The following is a 17,621-nucleotide window of genomic DNA, read 5'->3' as shown; positions in this document are numbered from 1 at the left end:
CGCTAAACAAAATAAAAAATTTCCATACGGCACTTAATTAACTTGCAGATGTGGTCGCCTTGTACCTGTGAGAGCGCGCCGGAAGCGCATTTCAACCGAATTCAACCTTACCAGGAGCGTTACCATGCTGAGCCTTCACACCAACAACGCAGCACTCGCAGCACAAAATGCTTTGGGCCGCACCCAGAACTCGCTGTCGACGTCCATGACCCGTCTGTCGACCGGTTTCCGCATCAACTCGGCAATGGACGACGCTGCCGGCCTGCAGATCGCAACCCGCCTGAAAGCGCAAACCAGCGGCATGTCGGTCGCCATGCGCAATACCCAGAACAGCACTTCGATGCTGCAAACCGCCGAAGGCGCGCTGGACGAAGTTACCAACATGCTGGTCCGCATGAAAGACCTGGCCACCCAGGCAGCCGACACGTCGTCAACCACCAAAGACAAAACAGCAATGCAGGGTGAGTACGACAACCTGGGCAAAGAAATCCAGAACATCATGACCAACACCAAGTTCGGTGGCCAGGCACTGCTCAAGGCCGGCACCGTGGCATCGGCAATGACGTTCCAGATCGGTTCGGACACGTCGGAAACGATGCAGCTGAACCTGGCGACCGAAATGGGCGCGAGCGGTACTGTGTTCACCTCGCTCGGTTCGGCATCGATCTATGCAGGCCAAACTGCCAGCACGGCAACTGCCGGCACCGAACTGACCGCGTCGGCCAACGCCAGCATCAACCTGCTGTCGGACGCAATCGATAAAGTCAGCTCGGTGCGTTCGAGCATGGGTGCGACCGCAAACCGCCTGGACCACGTGTACAACAACCTGGCCAACATTTCGAGCAACACGAAGGCCGCAACCGGCCGTATCATGGACGTCGACTTCGCGACCGAAAGCGCGAGCATGACGTCGAACCAGATGCTGATGCAAGCTGGTACCGCCATGCTGAAGCAGTCGAACAGCATGTCGTCGATGGTCATGTCGCTGCTGCAATAATGGCCTAGCGCCCGGGTACCGCACCCGGGCATTGCCCAAAGGCCAGCCAAGCGGCTGGCCTTTTTTCATTCTGATACAGGTCCATCATGACCAGCATCGCCATTCCTCCCCTGCCTGCGCCAAGCGCGCCCACCCTGCATGTCACGCCGGTCATCGCAGCCGCGCCTGCCGCCCTGCTCACCGGCAGCGGCGATGGGCCGCCGTTGCCGTTTTCGCAGACGCTATCGAGCACTGCCGGCGCCGCAGGCCAGCCGGCGCCGGAGACCGGCGCCGAAGGCGCGGCGATGCGTCCGGACCAAGTGTTGATGGCGCGCCAGATGGCCTATCCGCAGCAGGACGGCGCCAGCCTGGCACGCAGCTGGCGCGCCCAGGTGCGCAACCACGGCAGCGCGCTGACCAGCCGCGCGCTGGCCGACAGCGGCGGCCACCTGTCGCCAGCGTTGTTGGCGGCAGCCCAGCAGGGCCAGGTGGCGCGCGCACCCGAACCACACCTGTTCCATCCGGATGCGTGGCGCTTCACGGTGCACGCCGGTTCGCACGCAGCCCAGCACCTCGCCGTGCTGGCCGAGGATGCCGAAGAAGCGCCGGGGCGCCGGCGCCGGCCGCGTGCCGCGCTGCTGCTCGAGCTGACACTGGCCGACGGCAGTGTGGTGGTGATCCAGGTGGAACCGATGACACAGGGCGTGGCGCTGACTATCTGCGCGGCCGACAGCCGCGCACTGACGCGGCTGCGCTGGCTGCAGCCGGTGCTGGAACAGGCGCTGGCACGTGCTAACGTCAACGTGCTGCGCTGGCAATACCGTGACGGGTTGCCTGAAGGCCGCTCGCACGCCATGCTGGCCAATGCCGAAGCTGCCGCGCAGGCGCTCACTCCGTCCGTGTTCCGGACAGTGGCCGAACTCGCGCTGCTGCTGCCGGCCCAGGGCGGGCCGGCCGAACCCGAGCGCTAGCCGACGGTCCCCACGATCGACACATCCCGGTTCTCGGGAATCTCGTTATACGACAGCACGTGCAGTCCCGGCGCGAACAGGCGCGCATAGCGCGCCAGCAGCGGGCGCACCTGCGGCAGGACCAGCAGCAGCGGCGGCGTGTGCTGGCCCTTCATCTGCTCGCGCGCCACCGGCATATTGATCTGCAGTTGCGACAGCAGTTGCGGGTCGATCGGGTAATTGTCCAGCGCCACCTTGCCGCCGCCGGCCTGGCGCGCCTGGTTCAGCGAGCCCAGCAGCATGTTCTCGAGCTCGGCCGACAGATTAAAGGCCGGCATGTCCTTCTTCTTGCCGAACAGGGTCGAGACAATCTGGCGCCGCAGCGCGCAGCGCACTTCGGCCGCCAGCAGGATCGGGTCCTTGGTCGTCTCCGAGCTGTCGAGCAAGGTGGTGGCGATCACCACGATGTCCTTGAGCGAGACCCCTTCGGCCAGCAATACCCGGAACACACGCAGCAGCTGGGTATGGGTCAGCGCCTTGTCGAGCGCGGCGGCCAGCTTGGGCGAGAGCGCGGTCAGGCGCTCCAAGATGGCCGGCACGTCTTCATGGCGAAACAGTTCGTGCAGGTACTCGCGCACCACCTTCGAGACATGGGTGGCGATCGCGCTGGGCACCTCGATCACCTGGTAACCCAGGCCCAGCGCATGCGCCTTCTGGTCGGGCGTGATCCAGGTGATGGCCATGCCGTAGGCCGGCTCCAGGCCCGGTACTCCGTCGAGCTCGCCATACACATTGGGCGACGGGATCGCCAGCAGATGATCTGGCATCACCTCGGCCTCGGCCACCACCGTGCCCGACAGGCTGATCGAATACTGGGTCGGGCGCAGCGCCAGGTCGTCGCGCACGGCGATCGCCGGCAACAGCATCCCCATCTGCTCCGACAGGCTCTGGCGCACGCCCTTGACGCGTTTTTGCAGCGGCTCGCCCTGGGCGCGGTCGATCATGCCGACCAGCTTGTAGCCGACCGCCACCGTCACGGGCTGCACGACCGGCAGCGCCTGCCAATCGAGATCGGGAATGCGCTCGTCGCGCAGCGCCGCCTCGATCTTGGCCACTCCGGCGACGTCGGGCGCCAGCACGCGTTTCGACATATTCCAGCCGACATAGGCCAGCACGCCCGCGGCGGTTGCGAAGAACCACCACGGCATGCCCGGCACGACGGCCATGATCAGCATCACCCCGGCAGCCGAGTACAGCACACCCGGCTGGGCGAGCAACTGGCTGCCGACCTGCTGTTCGAGGTCGCCCGATTCGCCGATGCGGGTGACCAGAATCGCTGCCGCCGCCGACAGCAGCAGGGCCGGGATCTGGCCCACCAGGCCGTCGCCGATGGTGAGAAGCGCATATACGCGGAACGATTCGGCCACCGGCAGATCGTGCATCAGCGAACCGATCGCGATACCGCCGATCAGGTTGATGATCAGGATGAGGATCGAGGCGACGGCGTCGCCGCGCACGAACTTCGATGCGCCATCCATGGCGCCATAGAAATCGGCCTCGGCGGCCACGTCCTTGCGCCGGATGGTGGCCTGCTCCTGGTTGACCAGACCGGCGTTCAGGTCGGCGTCGATCGCCATCTGCTTGCCCGGCAAGGCATCGAGCGTAAAGCGGGCCGAGACTTCCGAGATGCGCTCGGCGCCCTTGGTGACGACGATGAAGTTGATGATCATCAGGATCACGAACACCACCAGGCCGACCACGAAATTGCCGCCGATGACCACATTGCCGAACGATTCGATCACCTGGCCGGCGGCGTGCGTGCCTTCGTGACCATGCAGCAGGACGACGCGGGTCGAGGCCACGTTCAGCGCCAGGCGCATCAGGGTGGTGCCCAGGATCACGGTCGGGAACACCGAGAAGTCGAGCGGCCGGCGCGCCGTCACCGCCACCAGGATCACGATCAGCGCGAGCACGATGTTGAACGTGAAGAGCACGTCGAGCAGGATTGGCGGCAGCGGCAGGATGATCATGCCCAGCAGCGCAATCAGGAAGATCGGCGCGGCGAACTTGTGCCGTCGCAGCTCCGCCATCACGCCGTTGAAGGAATTCATGAAGTTCATGCTTTGGCCTCACTCAGATGAGATGGCACATCCATCTCGTTGGGGAACCGTGGGGGCGCCTGGCGCTTTCCCGAACGGAACGCATTCAGTTGTAAAACATAATTCAGGACCTGCGACACCGCCTGGTACAACTGTGCCGGGATCTGCTGCTGCACCTGGCTGGTGTTGTAGATGGCGCGCGCCAGCGGCGGCAACACCAGGGTCTCGACCGCGTTCTCGCGCGCCACCTGGCGGATGTAGAGCGCCATCTCGTCGACTCCCTTGGCCACCACGAACGGCGCCTCGGCGCGCCCGGCGTCGTACTTGAGCGCCACCGCGTAGTGTTCGGGATTGACGATCACGACGTCGGCGGTGGGCACGGTGCCGCGCACACTGCGCCGCGCCAGCTGCTGCTGCAACTGGCGGATGCGCTGTTTGATCTCGGGCCGGCCTTCGCTGCTCTTGTGTTCTTCCTTGATGTCGTGCTTGCTCATGCGCTGGTTGCGCATGAACATGAAGTGCTGCACCGGCACATCGATCAGGGCGAACACCACGAACACCGCCACCAGCGCCATCAAGCCGTCCATTGCCAGGGCGCTGCCGGCGGCCAGCGCCTCGGGCAGCGCCATCTGCTGCAGCTCGACATAGGCCTTCACGGCGCCAGTGATGGCGAACCACAGCGCCACGCCGAGCACGACCGCCTTGGCGGTCGAGGTCAAAAAACCGACCCAATGCTTCTGGCCGAACAGGTTGCCCAGATTGGTGATCGGGCTGAAGCGGCTGAACTTGGGCGCCAGGTTCTTGCTGCTGGCAATGAAGCCGCCCGGCACCGCGCCGGCCAGGATGATTGCCAGCGGCACCAGCGCCAGCGGTATGACCATCTTCACGAACAGCAGCAAGGCGGCCGTCAATACCACCGATAACGCGTTTTCCAGGTCGCCCACCTCACCGAGCGGCACGTACACCAGCTGGAACAGGTGGCGCAGGTCTTCCAGGTAGGCGGGCGCCATGAAGGTAAACACCTTCAGGCTGACCAGGATGCCCACTGCGGTGGCCAGGTCGCGCGAGCGCACCACCTGCCCTTCCTGGCGGGCCTTCTTGAGCTTCTGGGCCGAGGGTTTTTCGGTCTTGTCGCCGCTGCTGTTATCCGCCACGGGCCATCCTCATTTGTTCGCCCAGCATTTCAAGCACCTGGTTGGTCATGGCAATGTAGTGTTCGGGAATGAAGCGCACCAGCTGGATCAGCATCAACAGGCCAAAGATGGTCACCAGCGAAAAGCCCAGAGAAAACAGGTTCAGGCTGGGCGCCACCCGGTTCAGAAAGCCAAAGCCCATCTGCACCACCACGGTCGAGAACACGATCGGCAGCGCCAGCAGGATTGCCGCCGAAAACACCCAGCCCACATTCAGCGCCACCGCTTCGAGCAACAGCGGCTGCACGCCGGCACCGACCGGCCAGGCATGAAAGCTCTGGCCCAGCACGGCCACCAGCACCAGGTGGGCGTCGATGGCAAAGAACACGAGCATCGCCACCAGCGACATCAGGCCCGAGATCACGTCCGACGCCTGGCCGTTGACCGGGTCGTTCATCTGGGCCATCGAAAAACCGATCTGGCTCGACGCCAAAAAACCGAGCAGGGTGACAGCGGCCATTGCAAACTGGAGGGCAAGGCCGAGCACGGCACCGATCACGGCTTGTTCGAACATGGCAATCACCCCGGCCAGCGAGAACGGATCGGGCATCACGCCGCGGGTGGTCAGCGGCAGCATCAGGAACGACAGCACCAGCGCCAGCAGCGCGCGCACCGGCATCGCAATGGCGCCGTCGCCGAACACCGGGGCGGTCACCATCATCGCCATGATGCGGCAGAATGGCCACCACAAGGCGCCCATCAGCGGCAGAAGGAAACCAACGAGCTCCATCGGCGCCGCCCCTGCCCTAGCCCACGAGGGTGGCAGCGCGCTGGAACACCGAGATGCAGTAGTCCATCAGCTTGGAGGTCATCCAGTGGCCGGCCACGATCACCGCCACCAGGGTCACCAGGAGGCGCGGCAGGAAGCTCAGGGTCTGCTCGTTGATCTGGGTGGCGGCCTGGAACAGCGCCACCACCAGGCCCATCAGCAGGCCCGGGACCACCAGCACGATCACCATCATCATCACGATCTGCAGGGCTTCGACGACCAGGTCGACGGCAATATCGGGCGTCATGTCAGCCTCGCCCGGCGTTGCGCTGTGTCGCTAGTACGCATGGATGCTGCCCACCAGGGTGCTCACCGTGAGCGTCCAGCCGTCCACCAGCACGAACAGCAGCAGCTTGAACGGCAGCGAAATGACCAGCGGCGAGAGCATCATCATGCCCATTGCCATGAGTACCGAGGCCACCACCAGATCGATGATCAGGAACGGAATGAACAGCATGGCACCGATCTGGAACGCGGTTTTCAGTTCGGACAGCACGAAGGCGGCCAGCTTGACCGGGAAGCTGTGCTGCTGCGGCGGCTGCTCGAGCGATTCGCCGGCCAGGCGCGCGACCTGGGCCAGCGAGGTCTTGCTGGTCTGGGCAAGCATGAAGCGCGCAACGGGCACCTCGGCGATGCGCAGCGCCTGCTCGAGGCCGATCTTGTCCTGATCATATGGAAGAAAAGCGTCTTTCCAGACTTGCTCGCCGACTGGGCGCATCACCAGCACCGTCAGGATCAGGGCAATGCCGGTGATGATCCGGGTCGGCAGACCCTGCTGCAGGCCGAGGGCCTGGCGCAGCAGAGAGAGCACAATCACGAAGCGGGTGAAACACGTCATCATCATGATCATCACGGGCAGCAGCCCGAGCAGGGTCATGATGACCAGGATCTGCGACTTGACGCTCATGCCGGAACTAGTGGCGTTGGCGCCGGGGATCACCCCGGCCAGCAAGTCCTGGTTCTGGGCGACCGCCGGTAACGCCAGGCCCAGCAGCAGCAGCCCGCCGGTCAGCGCAAGCAGGCCGGCGCGGCGTGCCCCGGCTGCGCGCCAGGCACTGCGGGTAGCGCCAATCATGGCGCCAGCAGGTCCAGGTTCAAGCCATCGAGATCGATTACCTTCAGGCCGTACTGCTCGCCAGCGACAACGACCTCGGCGCGGCCGATGGGCGTGCCATTGACCTTGATCACCAGCGGCTCACCGGCGAGCGAATCGAGCGGCAGCACCGACGACGGCTGGATATCCATCAGTTCCTGCAGCGAGATGCGGGTCGATCCGACTTCGAGCGTCAGGGTAACCGGGATGCGGCGCATCATCTGCGGCAGTTGGCGACCTTTCTTGCGGCCGGGCGCTTCGCTGGCCTGCTCGACACCGTCCAGATCGTCAATGATCACGTCGTCAGCCAGTTGCTCGTTGAGGTTCATGTCCATTATTCGGCGTCTTCAAATGAGGTTAAACACAGTTTGCCCTTATGCTCGGCAACAGCGGCAGTGAACAAGCGGGAGTCGTCCAGCAGCACGTCGGCGCGGCCGACCGAGACCGGTATGACATCCCCGACCTTCAGATCGAACAGCGTCGCCAGAGTCACTTCCTTGCTCACCAAGCGGCCTTCGAGCTTGACCGACAAATGCGAGGCAAGCGATTCGCGCGCCATGCGCGGACCGCGACCGGCATTGCGCTCGGCCGACAGCCCCTGCAGCACCTGCGACATCAGGGCATGGTCGAGACTGATCCACAACTGCCCTTCGGGGGCTGCCAAGCCCGGCTCGTCCGAATCGCGCCTGCCGTACTGTTCGCGCAGGACAGCGCGGATGACCCAGCCAGCCTTGCCGGGAGCGCTGGCCGGCACGATCGCCGCGCCGATGCTGCCAGCTTGCCTGGGCGCAGTATGCTTCGCAACAACAACACGGGCCGCACCCAGTCCCTCGCCAACCCGCTCGTCGAGCAACAAGGCGACCTGCTGGGCCAGGGTTGCGGCGAGACGCTCTTCGGTCGAGGTCACGCGTTCGCCAAGCGGATCACGCTGCACCGCAGCAGAAGTCGTCGTCGGCGTGCGCCGGGCATAACGGCCTTCGAGCAGTCCCAGCAGCAGACCGCGCTCGAATGCAATAGCGGCCTGCCCATACGCGCCGCTGACACCGAGCCAACGCAGCGCCAGGCCCTCGGGGGCGGGCGCAAACGCCAGGCTCTCCAGGCGATAAGCACCCCAGTAGCGGCGCCCTTCGGGCGAGGCCATGGTGCTGCCCAATGCATCGGACAGGTGCGCAGCAAAGCCCGGCAGCAGGTGCACCGGACGTCCCAGCAGGCAGGGGTCGAGTACCTGGAAGTCGCGCGTACGGTCGAGTTGATTAATCGGCATCATTGTTAATTGAAAGTTCATGGTGGATGACGTCCTATCATTCCCGCCAGCAACAATTATACAGTCAACTGCGCTGCCAAAAGTTTGACATTCTCCTTTGATTTCCCACTTGCCCTACGGTAAGATTAATCTGTCGCATCGCAACAACCGCGTGCTGCTGTGGCCTCCGAGAGGCGAAATGGACTGCAAACTGAGGAAACGCTGTGGAATCGACAGAGCGTTCGTTGTTCAAAATTCAATAAAAACAATACCGACCTTCGTTTTTTATCGATACAAACCAGTAATTTTGTCGCGATCAAACAACATTTTCTAATGGAAAACACCATGGCAACTGAACTCGCCGGCCTTATCAGGGCCGACCTGGCCCAACTGACCAACGATGCAAACCGCATGGCGATCGCGCCTGCGGCTGCGTCGTTTGCCGAACTGGGCGCGCAAGGCGCTGGTGCCGACACCGCGTTTTCGTTCACCCAGGCCATGAAGAATGCTATTGCGGGGGTCGATGCACAGGATCAGGCTGCCGGCGCACGCGTGGCTGCCGTCGAATCTGGCAAAAGCGATGACCTGGTCGGCGCGATGCTTGCCAGCCAGGAAGCCAGCCTGTCCTTTTCAATGTTGATGCAAGTGCGCAACAAGGTGATGACTGCAGTCGATGAGCTGATCAAGCTCCCGGTCTGATCCCTGTGGCCTGCTCCTAGATAAGCGACGTTTCCGTGATTTCATCTCTCAAGTCCGTCTTCGGCGGCAAGCGGGCCATGCCGGCGTTGCCACCGGCCCTGCGCAACAATTTGCCGCTGATGCTCGGCCTGGCCGTTGCGCTCACTGCTGCAATCATGATGTATATGTGGCAAGACCAATCGAGCTACAAGCCGGTCTTCGGCGCGCGCGAAAAGGTCGCTGCCGGCGACATGATGACCGTGCTGGAAGCCGAGCAGATCCCGTATCGCGTGCATCCTGACAGCGGTCAGGTGCTGGTGCCGGCAGCCAGCCTGGGCAAGGTACGCATGTTGCTCGCTGCCAAGGGCGTGACGGCCCAGTTGCCAGCCGGCCTCGAGCTGATGGACAGGAGCGACCCGCTGGGCGTGTCGCAATTCGTGCAGGACGTGCGCTTCAGGCGTGGCCTGGAAGGCGAGCTGGCGCAGAGCATCCTGACCATGGACGCCATCGCGTCGGCCCGGGTGCACCTGGCGATCGCCAAGACCAGCTCTTTCGTCACCGGCAACAGCGATGGCAATTCGGCCTCGGTGGCGGTGACAGTCAAGCCCGGCCGTCAACTGACCAACGAGCAAGTCGCTGCCATCGTCAACCTGGTCTCGGGCAGTGTCGCCGGCCTCAAGCCCCAGCGCGTCTCGCTGGTCGACCAGGCCGGCAATTTCCTGTCGTCGCGGGTCGATCTCGAGGGCGGCTTTGACGGCTCGGCCCAAGGCGACGGCGCATCCAAACGCTTTGCCGACGAAGTGCGCGGCAACGTCAACGACCTGCTCGCGCCGATTCTGGGCGTGAACAACTACAAGGTCAGCGTCACTGCCGCCGTCGACAATGACCGCATCGAAGAGACCCAAGAAAAATACGGTGAAGCGCCGAAAGTGACGAGCGAAGCGATGCGCGAAGAGATGGAGCGCAGCCGCATGGCCATGGGCGTGCCGGGCACGCTGTCGAACCGTCCTCCTGCAGTCGCCCCACCGGCCGAAGCAGGCGCCGCGGCGCCTGGCGCGGCCAACGACGACGGCAGTGCGCGCAAGAACGCCACCACCCGCCAGTATGCCTACGACCGCGCGATCACGCAGATCAAGCGCGAGCGCGGACGCCTGAAGAAACTGTCGGTGGCCGTGGTGCTCAACAATGCCAGCGCCGCCAACGCGCAAGCCTGGACGCCGGCCGAGCTGGCCAATATCGAGAAGATCCTGGCAGGCGGCTTGGGCATCGACGCCGCACGCGGCGATGTGCTCGCCGTGTCCGGCCTGAAGTTCCCTGCGGCCCCTGAAGCCGAGCAATGGTGGCAGGAGCGCGACAACGTCGTCGACATGACCAGCTACGCGCTGTGGGCGCTGGGCGCGGTCCTCGCCTACTTCTTGCTGGCCCGTCCGCTGCTGCGCGCGGCAACCACCCGCCTGGCGCCGCCAGTGCCACTGGCGCCGGGCGTGCCGGCATTGCCGGGCGCAGCCGGTGCCGCAGGCAGCGCCAGCGCTGCCCTGCCGGGTAGCGCCACCGCACTGGGCGCGCCTGAACCGATGTCGGCTGGCGGACCAAATGCGGTGGTGCCTTTGCTTGAAAACTACGATCTGCCGCCGTCCGGTTCGCCCGTCGACGTCATGGTCGACCATCTGAGAGTGCTGGCCGCCAAGGAACCGGAGCGGGTCGCCGAAGTCGTCAAACAATGGGTACAGAAGAAACATGGACGAGCTGAATAACGATGATGGCGCCGAAGGCGTCCTGAGCCCTGTCGAGCAGGCAGCGATCGTCTTGCTGTCGATCGGCGAAGAACAGGCGGCGGCCGTGCTGCGCTGCCTGGAGCGCGACGAATTGATGGAGCTGACCCAAGTGATGTCGCGCATGAGCGGGATCAAGGTCGATGCCGTCAAGTCGGCACTGCAGACGTTCTTCGACGACTACCGCCAGCAAAGCGGCCTGCACGGCGCATCGCGTAGCTATCTGAAACGCTCGCTCGACCTGGCGCTGGGCAGCGATATCGCCAACAGCGTGCTCAACACGATCTATGGCGATGCGATCCGTCCCAAGATGGCGCGCCTGCAATACGCCTCGCCCAAGTGGCTGGCCGAATTCATCTCGAGCGAACACGTGCAGATGCAGGCAGTGTTCCTGGCCTTCCTGCCGCCGGCACTGGCCTCGCAGATCCTCGAGGCACTGCCGGCCGAAGGTCGCGAACTGGTGCTGCTCAATATTGCGCGCCTGGATGAGATCAACCGCGACGTGCTGCACGAGCTCGAAGAGCTGGTCAGCCGTTGCCTGGCGGCGCTCGACACCCAGAGCGCCAACGTCGAAGGCGTGCGCCAGGTAGCCGACATCCTCAACCGCCTGCAGGACAACCGCGCCGGCATGGTCGAACTGCTGCGCGCCCACGATCCGGACGTGGTAACGCAGATCGAGATGTCGATGTACGACTTCTTCATCCTGTCGCGCCAGACCGAACAGGTCATCGCTCGCCTGCTCGACGACGTGCCGCTGGAACAGTGGGCGATCGCCCTCAAGGGCGCCGAGCCGGCGCTGCGCGATGTCATCCTGGCCGCCATGCCGCGTCGCCAGGCGCAGAGCTTCGAAGACCTGATGCGCCGCTCGGGCCCTGTCCCGATGTCGCGCATCGTCCAGACCCGCCGCGAAATCATGGCCACCGTCAAGGAACTGGCCGACGCCGGCGAGATCGACATCCAGCTGTTTGCCGAGGCGACGGCAGAATGAAGCCATTCCGGCCCTTCCACTTCCCGCCGCTGCACCAGTTCAGCACGGCGCGCCTGCCCGGAGCTGCCGGCGCAGGGGCCAGCGCCGACACGGCCGAAGAATGGCAAAGTGCGCTGGCCGACGGCTACCGTCAGGGACAGCGCGAAGGCTATGAGGTCGGCCTCGACCAGGGCCGGGCCGAAGGTTTCCCGCTGGGCCAGAGCGAAGGATTGCAGCGCGGTATTGAAGAAGGCCGCGCCATGGCGCTGGACCAGTTCGATCAACTGTCCAAGCCGATCGACGCGATGCTCAAGAATCTCAAGAAGCTCAAGACCGACCTGCGCGCGGCCCAGCGCACCGAGGTCGTCGAGCTGGTGGGCAAGATCGCGCGTCAGGTCATCCGCGCCGAACTGGCCCTTCAACCCGTGCAATTGTTGTCGCTGGTCGAAGAAGCGCTGGCCGTGATGCCGCCGTCGCGCGACCAGGTCGAGGTGTTCATGAATCCGGAAGAGCTGCGCCGGGTGCTCGAACTGGACCCGAAGCGGGCCAAAAAATGGACGCTGCTGCCCGATCCGGCGCTCGAAGCCGGCGAATGCCGCGTGCGCTCGGGCGACAACGAAGTCGACGCCGGCTGCCAGGGGCGCCTGGCCGCGGTCATGGAACAGGTCCATGGCCAGCTCATGGGTGAGGACGCAGCGTCATGAAGGCCCTGGCCGATTCCCTGCGCGCAGTCGACATCGGCGCCGTGCCGGTTGCCACGCCGACCGGGCGCCTGGTCGGCGCCCAGGGCCTGCTGCTCGAATCGGTCGGCTGCCGCCTGCATACCGGCCAGCGCTGCCGTATCGAGACGGTCGATGGCGAGTGGCTCGATGCGCAGGTGGTCGGTTTCCGCGAGAAGGTGTCGTACCTGATGCCGTTCAAGAAAGCCTCAGGGCTGTCGACCGGCGCGCGCGTGCTGCCGGCTCCCGACAAGAGCGAGCTGATGATCGGCCCAAGCTGGATGGGGCGCATGGTCAACGGCCTGGGCGAGCCGATCGACGGGCTTGGACGCCTGGGCGGCGACCAGCCGCTGGCGACGACGCCGCCGCGCGTCAATCCGCTCAAGAAGACCCCGGTCGAGGAGCCGCTCGACGTCGGCGTGCGCGCCATCAATGCCATGCTCACCATCGGCAAGGGCCAGCGCGTCGGCCTGATGGCCGGCTCCGGGGTCGGCAAGTCGGTGCTGCTCGGCCTGATCACGCGCCAGACCGTGGCCGATGTGATCGTGGTCGGCCTGATTGGCGAGCGTAACCGCGAAGTGCGCGAATTCGTCGAGCGCTCGCTGGGTCCCGAGGGCCTGAAGCGCGCGGTGCTGGTGGTGGCCCCGGCCGACGAAAGCCCGCTGATGCGGGTCATGGCGACCGAGCTTTGCCACGCAGTCGCAGCGCATTTTCGCGACCGCGGGCAGCACGTGCTGCTGCTGTGCGACTCGCTCACCCGCTACGCGATGGCGCTGCGCGAAGTGGCGCTGTCGCTGGGCGAGCCGCCGGCCACGCGCGGCTATCCGCCGTCGGTCTTTTCGAACATGCCGCAGCTGGTCGAATCGGCCGGCAATGGCGAACACGCGCAAGGCAGCATGAGCGCGATCTACACCGTGCTGGCCGAAGGCGACGACCAGCAGGATCCGGTGGTCGATGCCGCACGCGCGATCCTCGACGGCCACATCGTGCTGACGCGCGAACTGGCCGAGCGCGGTCACTATCCGGCGATCGACGTCGCCCAGTCGATTTCGCGCTGCATGGCCCAGATCGTCGACCAGGAGCACGCGCTGGCCGGACGCCGCCTGAAGGCGACCATGGCGCGCCACGCGCGGGTGCGCGATCTGATACCGCTGGGCGCGTATGTGCCGGGCGCCGACCCGGAGACCGACCGCGCGGTTCAGTTGCAGCCCCGGATCGAAGCATTCCTGTGCCAGGGCACTCGTGAAGAGGCGCCGCTTTGGGCCTGTATCGATGCCTTGAAAACGATGATGGCATGAGGAACCTGACATGAAACGACACGGCACTATCCGCAGCCTGGGCACCTTGGTTCAATTGAAGTCGACCCAGGTCGACCAGCTCCAGGCCGACGTGTCGAGCCAGCAGGCGACCCGGACACGCTACCAGAACAACCTGGACCGCCTCACCGCCCTGACCGAAGGCAGCGGCGCCTCAGGCAATGCGCGCAACGGCAGCGCGGCCAGGCATGCGCTATCGCCAACCCTGGCGCTGAACTGCGGCGCCTACAAGCAGGGCGTGATGGCGCTGGCCGACAGCCACCGCGTCGACCTGTCGCTGCACGATGCGAACATGGCCGTCTCCCAGGCGCGCCTGAAAGAAGCCTGGGTGCGGCGCGAACTGCTGGGCAAGGTGCTGGTGCGCGAGCAGGATGCGCAGGCCAGCGAAAAAGAACGCGCAATCAGGAAGGGCGAAGATGAGCTCGCCACCCAGGCGTGGATGGCAGGTCAAACGGGCGGCATGACTGCGCCATGAACGACGCACCCAAACTATACAAGGAGTAACGCATGGCGATTACCGCACCGACCTACGACCCGATTCCAACCGCAACCTCACTGGCCGAGGCCTATGTCGGCGCGCGCCAGCAAATTCTGACCAACCAGATCGCGGCCGCTACGGCCGCCGAAAAAGGATTGAGCGAGCTCAACTCGGCGATGACGGCGTTTCAAGGCAGCCTGTCCTCGCTCACCGGCCTGAACAAAACCGTGTACGCGCAGGCGGCAACGTTTGGCGATGCCACAATCGGCACAGCCGTTGCCAGCAGCACCGCCGCATCGGGGAGCTATTCGTTCTTCGTCAAGCAGCTTGCTACCGCCAGCCAGGTTTCCTACAAGGGCCTGAGCGACACGGCGGCAATCAGCGGCAAGCTGACGATCGAGATGGACGGTGCTGCCGCATTCGATGTCGAGCTGGGTGCCACAGAGCACAGCCTGACGCCGCGCGAACTGGCCGCTGCCATCAATGGCGCCAGTGGCAATGACGGCAAAGTCACGGCCTCGATCGTCACTACCGGCAGCACCGCCGAGCTCGTGCTCACGGCCAGGGACACCGGCGCAGCGTCGAAAATCCGGATCAATGCTGGCGGGTTGACCGGAGCGAGCGAGCCTGCGTTATCCGGCAAGTTTGTAGAAGGCAATGTGAGCGACCTGGTACAAGCCCGGGATGCCGAAATCCATGTCGGTGCCGAAAACGGCACTGTCATCAGTCAGGCCACCAATACCTTCACGGCCGTCGATGGCGTCCAGATGACGTTCACCAAGGCTCAGGCCAGCGGCGCGCCCCCGGTCACGCTGACAGTCGGCGCCGACAGCAAGGCTACCACCGACAATGTGCAGGCTTTCGTCGATGCCTACAACAAGCTCAAGGCCACCCTTAGCAAGCTGAGCAGCACAGGCGATCCTTCCAAGGGCGTGGCAGGCGGCGCGTTCGCAAGCGACAGCGGCATCCGTTCGCTCAATGATCGGCTCGCCACCCTGCTGCGTCCGAGCAGCGGCGATTCGCTGGCGTCGTTCGGCATCATTGCCACCCGGGATGGGACACTGGAAGTCAATTCGAGCCGCCTGCTGACCCAGCTGGCGCGTAACCCGACCGGGCTGGACACGCTCATTGGCAGCAGCTCATCGACTGCCCCGACCGGCATTGCCGGCGCGCTCGACAAGTATCTGAAAGGCTGGAGTAACGGCGTTGATGGCCAGATCAAGCAGCGCCGCGAGCAAACCAGCGATCAGCAAACGCAACTGGCCAGCCGCCAGCTCACCATCGACAAGCAATATGACTCGGCGTATAGCCGCTACCTGCAGCAGTTCACGCAACTGCAGAGCATGCAGGGGGTGATGAACCAGAACGTATCGCTGTTCGACGCCCTCTTCAGCAACGACAAAAACTGACGAAAGCCGCCATGTCCTACCAAGAAGCCTACGGCGACTATCACGCCGTCAACCTCGATGCCCAGACCTCGCGCGCCTCGCCGGTCGAACTGGTGCTGCTGCTCACCGACGGCCTGCTCGACGAGCTGGCGCGTGCCCGTGCCCACATCGTGGCCCGGCGCTACGAACAGAAAGCGGCCAGCATCGACAAATGCATCGAAATCATCAACGGCCTGTCGAGCTCGCTCGACTTTGAAAGTGGCGGCGAAACGGTCGTCAATCTGGCGCGCATCTATGACTTCTGCGCCAGCCACCTCAATGGCGCTGGCATCAAGCTCGACCCGACCATGGTGGACGACGTCACGGGCGTCCTGACGACTATCCGCCAAGGCTGGAAAGGCGTGCAGGAACGCAATGGATAGGAGCGCTGGTCTCGCGCAGCTGACTGCGCGCCTGCAGGATGCCAGCGCGCGCCGCGACTGGGACCTGCTCGAGCGCGCGGTGCGTGAACTCGGACCGCAAGTCCAGGCACTGGCAGCGCGCGGGCCGTGGAGCGCAGGCGAACGCGCCGCCCTCGCGCAACTGCGCACAGCCCATGATGGCGCCGCCCGGGAAAGTCGTGAAGCTGCATCTGGCCTGGCGGCCCGGCTGGCTGACATGTGTGACAACAAAGAAGGCTGGATGGCCTATGCCCTCGCGGGCGAACCCGAACCTGGTGATACCCCAAGATGAATCTGTCGATCTCGATGAACAACGGCGCAAACAGCGCCATGCAGGCCGCCGCCAGTCCGCGCGCCGCCAGCGGCGCGGCAGACGCGCTGAATGTCGGGGCGGCCCCTGACGGCAGCGTGCTGCCTTCTGCCGAGCTCGCAAGCACGCCCCAGGCCGTGCCGTTCCAGCAATGGATCGCTGCCGATGCTCCCCTGCCCGAGTTCGCCAGCGTTCCAGCTCCCGAAGCGGCGCCTGTCGATGGCGTGACGCCAGTGCCGTCGCCCGATCAGGACGATCCGGCCGGGATTGCCGTCGGCGCCGACCAGAGCATCTCCTTCGACACCCCCTTTGCAACCATGGCGATGGCCATGGCATTGCCGATCTCGCATGCCGCAATGCCGGCCATGATGATGGCGATGGCGGGGACCAGGACGGAGTCCGCCAACGATGGCACGGGCACTGGCACCGGCATGACCGCCACAGTGACCGCTGCCACGGCGGGGGTGGCCTTGCCTGCGTCGACGGTGCTGACTGCGCGGGCCGAATCGCGTATCGCCGGCGCATCCCCTGCACTGGCGGATGCGGCAGCGAACCCTGCGCCGACAGCGCGGGCCGTTGCTGCCCCGGTGCTGCCGGACACCGCAGCGGGCGCAGCGCACAGCGCGCCGGTCACCGCCCTTGCGGGCACGCCGGCTGGCAGCGCCGGCGCAGAGACCGCGCGCAGCGAGCGCGTCGAGGCAGCGCCCCTGAGTGCCGCCAGCGGGACCGCCGGCAACGCCATCCAGCCGGCGCGCGGCGCCGACAGCCTGACCCTGGCCGGTCCGCCCAGCGCCTGGCGCCAGAGCCTGCACGAAGCGCTGGGCGAGCGGCTCCAGCTGCAGGTCGGGCGCAACGCCGAACAGGCCACGATCCGCCTCGATCCGCCGATGCTGGGCCGGATCGACATCTCGATCCGCCACAGCGGCGGCAATCTGGAAGTGCACATCGCCGCCACGAATACCGAGGTGCTGCGTCAGTTAAATACCGTCAGCGACAGCCTGCGCAATGACCTGGCCGGACGCCAGTACGGCAACGTCTCGGTGAACGTGACCGAGGTGCCACGTGCCCAGGCCAGCGCCCAGGCCAGCAACCAGCCATCGGGCCAGCCGGGCGCCGATGCCCAGGGACGCGGCCGTCAACAAGAGCAGGAGCAGGCGCGCACCCCCGGCCTGGCCCTGAACGATGCCGGCGAAGCCGGTTCCCTGTTTTCCCTGTATTCACGCGACTAGA

General features: G+C 65.0%; 19 protein-coding genes. 12 read left to right on the top strand and 7 right to left on the bottom strand.

The genetic code is table 11. The features are described from left to right. Positions 1–124: 124 nt before the first annotated feature. The gene (locus tag AC56LN_RS16200; RefSeq protein ID WP_499573208.1) at positions 125–997 is read left to right on the top strand and encodes a flagellin N-terminal helical domain-containing protein; all 873 of its coding nucleotides are present in this window, start codon (positions 125–127) and stop codon (positions 995–997) included. Positions 998–1,083: 86 nt separating this feature from the next. Next, positions 1,084–1,947, top strand: a complete 864-nt coding sequence (locus AC56LN_RS16195) for a hypothetical protein (protein WP_499573206.1) — start codon at positions 1,084–1,086, stop codon at positions 1,945–1,947. Here the strand turns inward: AC56LN_RS16195 and AC56LN_RS16190 are convergent. The 7 genes from AC56LN_RS16190 to AC56LN_RS16160 are packed head-to-tail and all read right to left on the bottom strand — an operon-like array spanning position 1,944 to position 8,347. Then, the gene (locus tag AC56LN_RS16190) at positions 1,944–4,037 is read right to left on the bottom strand and encodes a flagellar biosynthesis protein FlhA (protein WP_499573204.1); all 2,094 of its coding nucleotides are present in this window, start codon (positions 4,035–4,037) and stop codon (positions 1,944–1,946) included. The two genes, AC56LN_RS16195 and AC56LN_RS16190, sit on opposite strands and share 4 nt — an antisense overlap. A 5-nt stretch (positions 4,038–4,042) precedes the next feature. After that, positions 4,043–5,179 carry a flagellar type III secretion system protein FlhB gene (gene flhB / locus AC56LN_RS16185; RefSeq protein ID WP_499573202.1) on the bottom strand — a complete coding sequence of 379 codons (1,137 nt, stop codon included), beginning with the start codon at positions 5,177–5,179 and terminating at the stop codon, positions 4,043–4,045. Then, a complete protein-coding gene (fliR, locus tag AC56LN_RS16180) occupies positions 5,169–5,948 on the bottom strand; it encodes a flagellar biosynthetic protein FliR (protein ID WP_499573200.1) in 780 nt (259 codons plus the stop codon). Before fliR ends, flhB begins: the two co-directional genes overlap by 11 nt. Before the next feature lie 16 nt (positions 5,949–5,964). Beyond that, positions 5,965–6,234 (bottom strand): flagellar biosynthesis protein FliQ, encoded by a 270-nt coding sequence (gene fliQ / locus AC56LN_RS16175; protein ID WP_499573198.1) that lies wholly within the window; start codon positions 6,232–6,234, stop codon positions 5,965–5,967. Between the two features lie 30 nt (positions 6,235–6,264). Next, positions 6,265–7,062 carry a flagellar type III secretion system pore protein FliP gene (gene fliP, locus AC56LN_RS16170; protein WP_499573196.1) on the bottom strand — a complete coding sequence of 266 codons (798 nt, stop codon included), beginning with the start codon at positions 7,060–7,062 and terminating at the stop codon, positions 6,265–6,267. Next, positions 7,059–7,409, bottom strand: a complete 351-nt coding sequence (locus AC56LN_RS16165) for a FliM/FliN family flagellar motor switch protein (protein ID WP_499573194.1) — start codon at positions 7,407–7,409, stop codon at positions 7,059–7,061. The genes fliP and AC56LN_RS16165 overlap by 4 nt, the downstream gene beginning before the upstream one ends. A gap of 5 nt (positions 7,410–7,414) precedes the next feature. Then, the gene (locus AC56LN_RS16160) at positions 7,415–8,347 is read right to left on the bottom strand and encodes a FliM/FliN family flagellar motor switch protein (RefSeq protein ID WP_499573192.1); all 933 of its coding nucleotides are present in this window, start codon (positions 8,345–8,347) and stop codon (positions 7,415–7,417) included. A gap of 321 nt (positions 8,348–8,668) precedes the next feature. On the opposite strand from AC56LN_RS16160, the gene fliE reads away from it, so the two are divergent. From fliE to AC56LN_RS16110, 10 genes are read left to right on the top strand one after another with little or no spacing between them, the layout of a single operon-like run. Next, on the top strand, positions 8,669–9,022 hold the full coding sequence (fliE, locus tag AC56LN_RS16155; RefSeq protein ID WP_499573308.1) for a flagellar hook-basal body complex protein FliE: 354 nt from the start codon (positions 8,669–8,671) through the stop codon (positions 9,020–9,022). A gap of 35 nt (positions 9,023–9,057) precedes the next feature. Next, positions 9,058–10,755 carry a flagellar basal-body MS-ring/collar protein FliF gene (fliF, locus tag AC56LN_RS16150; RefSeq protein WP_499573190.1) on the top strand — a complete coding sequence of 566 codons (1,698 nt, stop codon included), beginning with the start codon at positions 9,058–9,060 and terminating at the stop codon, positions 10,753–10,755. Next, on the top strand, positions 10,739–11,761 hold the full coding sequence (locus AC56LN_RS16145) for a flagellar motor switch protein FliG (RefSeq protein ID WP_499560399.1): 1,023 nt from the start codon (positions 10,739–10,741) through the stop codon (positions 11,759–11,761). The genes fliF and AC56LN_RS16145 overlap by 17 nt, the downstream gene beginning before the upstream one ends. Continuing rightward, a complete protein-coding gene (gene fliH, locus AC56LN_RS16140; protein ID WP_499573188.1) occupies positions 11,758–12,444 on the top strand; it encodes a flagellar assembly protein FliH in 687 nt (228 codons plus the stop codon). Before AC56LN_RS16145 ends, fliH begins: the two co-directional genes overlap by 4 nt. Further along, positions 12,441–13,757 carry a flagellar protein export ATPase FliI gene (fliI, locus tag AC56LN_RS16135; protein ID WP_499573187.1) on the top strand — a complete coding sequence of 439 codons (1,317 nt, stop codon included), beginning with the start codon at positions 12,441–12,443 and terminating at the stop codon, positions 13,755–13,757. Before fliH ends, fliI begins: the two co-directional genes overlap by 4 nt. 10 nt (positions 13,758–13,767) lie before the next feature. After that, the gene (locus tag AC56LN_RS16130) at positions 13,768–14,250 is read left to right on the top strand and encodes a flagellar FliJ family protein (protein ID WP_499573185.1); all 483 of its coding nucleotides are present in this window, start codon (positions 13,768–13,770) and stop codon (positions 14,248–14,250) included. Between the two features lie 32 nt (positions 14,251–14,282). Further along, complete coding sequence (gene fliD, locus AC56LN_RS16125; protein ID WP_499573183.1) at positions 14,283–15,662, top strand: flagellar filament capping protein FliD; 1,380 nt, start codon at positions 14,283–14,285, stop codon at positions 15,660–15,662. A gap of 11 nt (positions 15,663–15,673) precedes the next feature. Further along, entirely contained in the window at positions 15,674–16,063 is a 390-nt protein-coding gene (fliS, locus tag AC56LN_RS16120; RefSeq protein WP_499573181.1) for a flagellar export chaperone FliS, read from the top strand. Continuing rightward, a complete protein-coding gene (locus AC56LN_RS16115) occupies positions 16,056–16,373 on the top strand; it encodes a hypothetical protein (RefSeq protein ID WP_499573179.1) in 318 nt (105 codons plus the stop codon). Before fliS ends, AC56LN_RS16115 begins: the two co-directional genes overlap by 8 nt. Next, positions 16,370–17,620 carry a flagellar hook-length control protein FliK gene (locus tag AC56LN_RS16110; protein WP_499573177.1) on the top strand — a complete coding sequence of 417 codons (1,251 nt, stop codon included), beginning with the start codon at positions 16,370–16,372 and terminating at the stop codon, positions 17,618–17,620. The genes AC56LN_RS16115 and AC56LN_RS16110 overlap by 4 nt, the downstream gene beginning before the upstream one ends. Position 17,621 lies beyond the last annotated feature (1 nt).

The organism is Telluria sp. ZT3P26, assembly GCF_059686035.1.
The sequence above is the reverse complement of the archived record's forward strand: the minus strand, read 5'-3'. Positions and strand labels throughout refer to the sequence as shown.

Bases quoted from the DNA above. Each gene is read 5' to 3' on its own strand.
- fliR (WP_499573200.1), bottom strand. From the start codon at position 5,948: ATGGAGCTCGTTGGTTTCCTTCTGCCGCTGATGGGCGCCTTGTGGTGG.
- AC56LN_RS16195 (WP_499573206.1), top strand. From the start codon at position 1,084: ATGACCAGCATCGCCATTCCTCCCCTGCCTGCGCCAAGCGCGCCCACC.
- AC56LN_RS16190 (WP_499573204.1), bottom strand. From the start codon at position 4,037: ATGAATTCCTTCAACGGCGTGATGGCGGAGCTGCGACGGCACAAGTTC.
- fliD (WP_499573183.1), top strand. From the start codon at position 14,283: ATGGCGATTACCGCACCGACCTACGACCCGATTCCAACCGCAACCTCA.
- AC56LN_RS16160 (WP_499573192.1), bottom strand. From the start codon at position 8,347: ATGATGCCGATTAATCAACTCGACCGTACGCGCGACTTCCAGGTACTC.
- AC56LN_RS16165 (WP_499573194.1), bottom strand. From the start codon at position 7,409: ATGAACCTCAACGAGCAACTGGCTGACGACGTGATCATTGACGATCTG.
- AC56LN_RS16115 (WP_499573179.1), top strand. From the start codon at position 16,056: ATGGATAGGAGCGCTGGTCTCGCGCAGCTGACTGCGCGCCTGCAGGAT.
- AC56LN_RS16145 (WP_499560399.1), top strand. From the start codon at position 10,739: ATGGACGAGCTGAATAACGATGATGGCGCCGAAGGCGTCCTGAGCCCT.
- fliE (WP_499573308.1), top strand. From the start codon at position 8,669: ATGGCAACTGAACTCGCCGGCCTTATCAGGGCCGACCTGGCCCAACTG.
- fliH (WP_499573188.1), top strand. From the start codon at position 11,758: ATGAAGCCATTCCGGCCCTTCCACTTCCCGCCGCTGCACCAGTTCAGC.
- fliQ (WP_499573198.1), bottom strand. From the start codon at position 6,234: ATGACGCCCGATATTGCCGTCGACCTGGTCGTCGAAGCCCTGCAGATC.
- AC56LN_RS16130 (WP_499573185.1), top strand. From the start codon at position 13,768: ATGAAACGACACGGCACTATCCGCAGCCTGGGCACCTTGGTTCAATTG.
- fliP (WP_499573196.1), bottom strand. From the start codon at position 7,062: ATGATTGGCGCTACCCGCAGTGCCTGGCGCGCAGCCGGGGCACGCCGC.
- AC56LN_RS16200 (WP_499573208.1), top strand. From the start codon at position 125: ATGCTGAGCCTTCACACCAACAACGCAGCACTCGCAGCACAAAATGCT.
- fliI (WP_499573187.1), top strand. From the start codon at position 12,441: ATGAAGGCCCTGGCCGATTCCCTGCGCGCAGTCGACATCGGCGCCGTG.
- fliS (WP_499573181.1), top strand. From the start codon at position 15,674: ATGTCCTACCAAGAAGCCTACGGCGACTATCACGCCGTCAACCTCGAT.
- AC56LN_RS16110 (WP_499573177.1), top strand. From the start codon at position 16,370: ATGAATCTGTCGATCTCGATGAACAACGGCGCAAACAGCGCCATGCAG.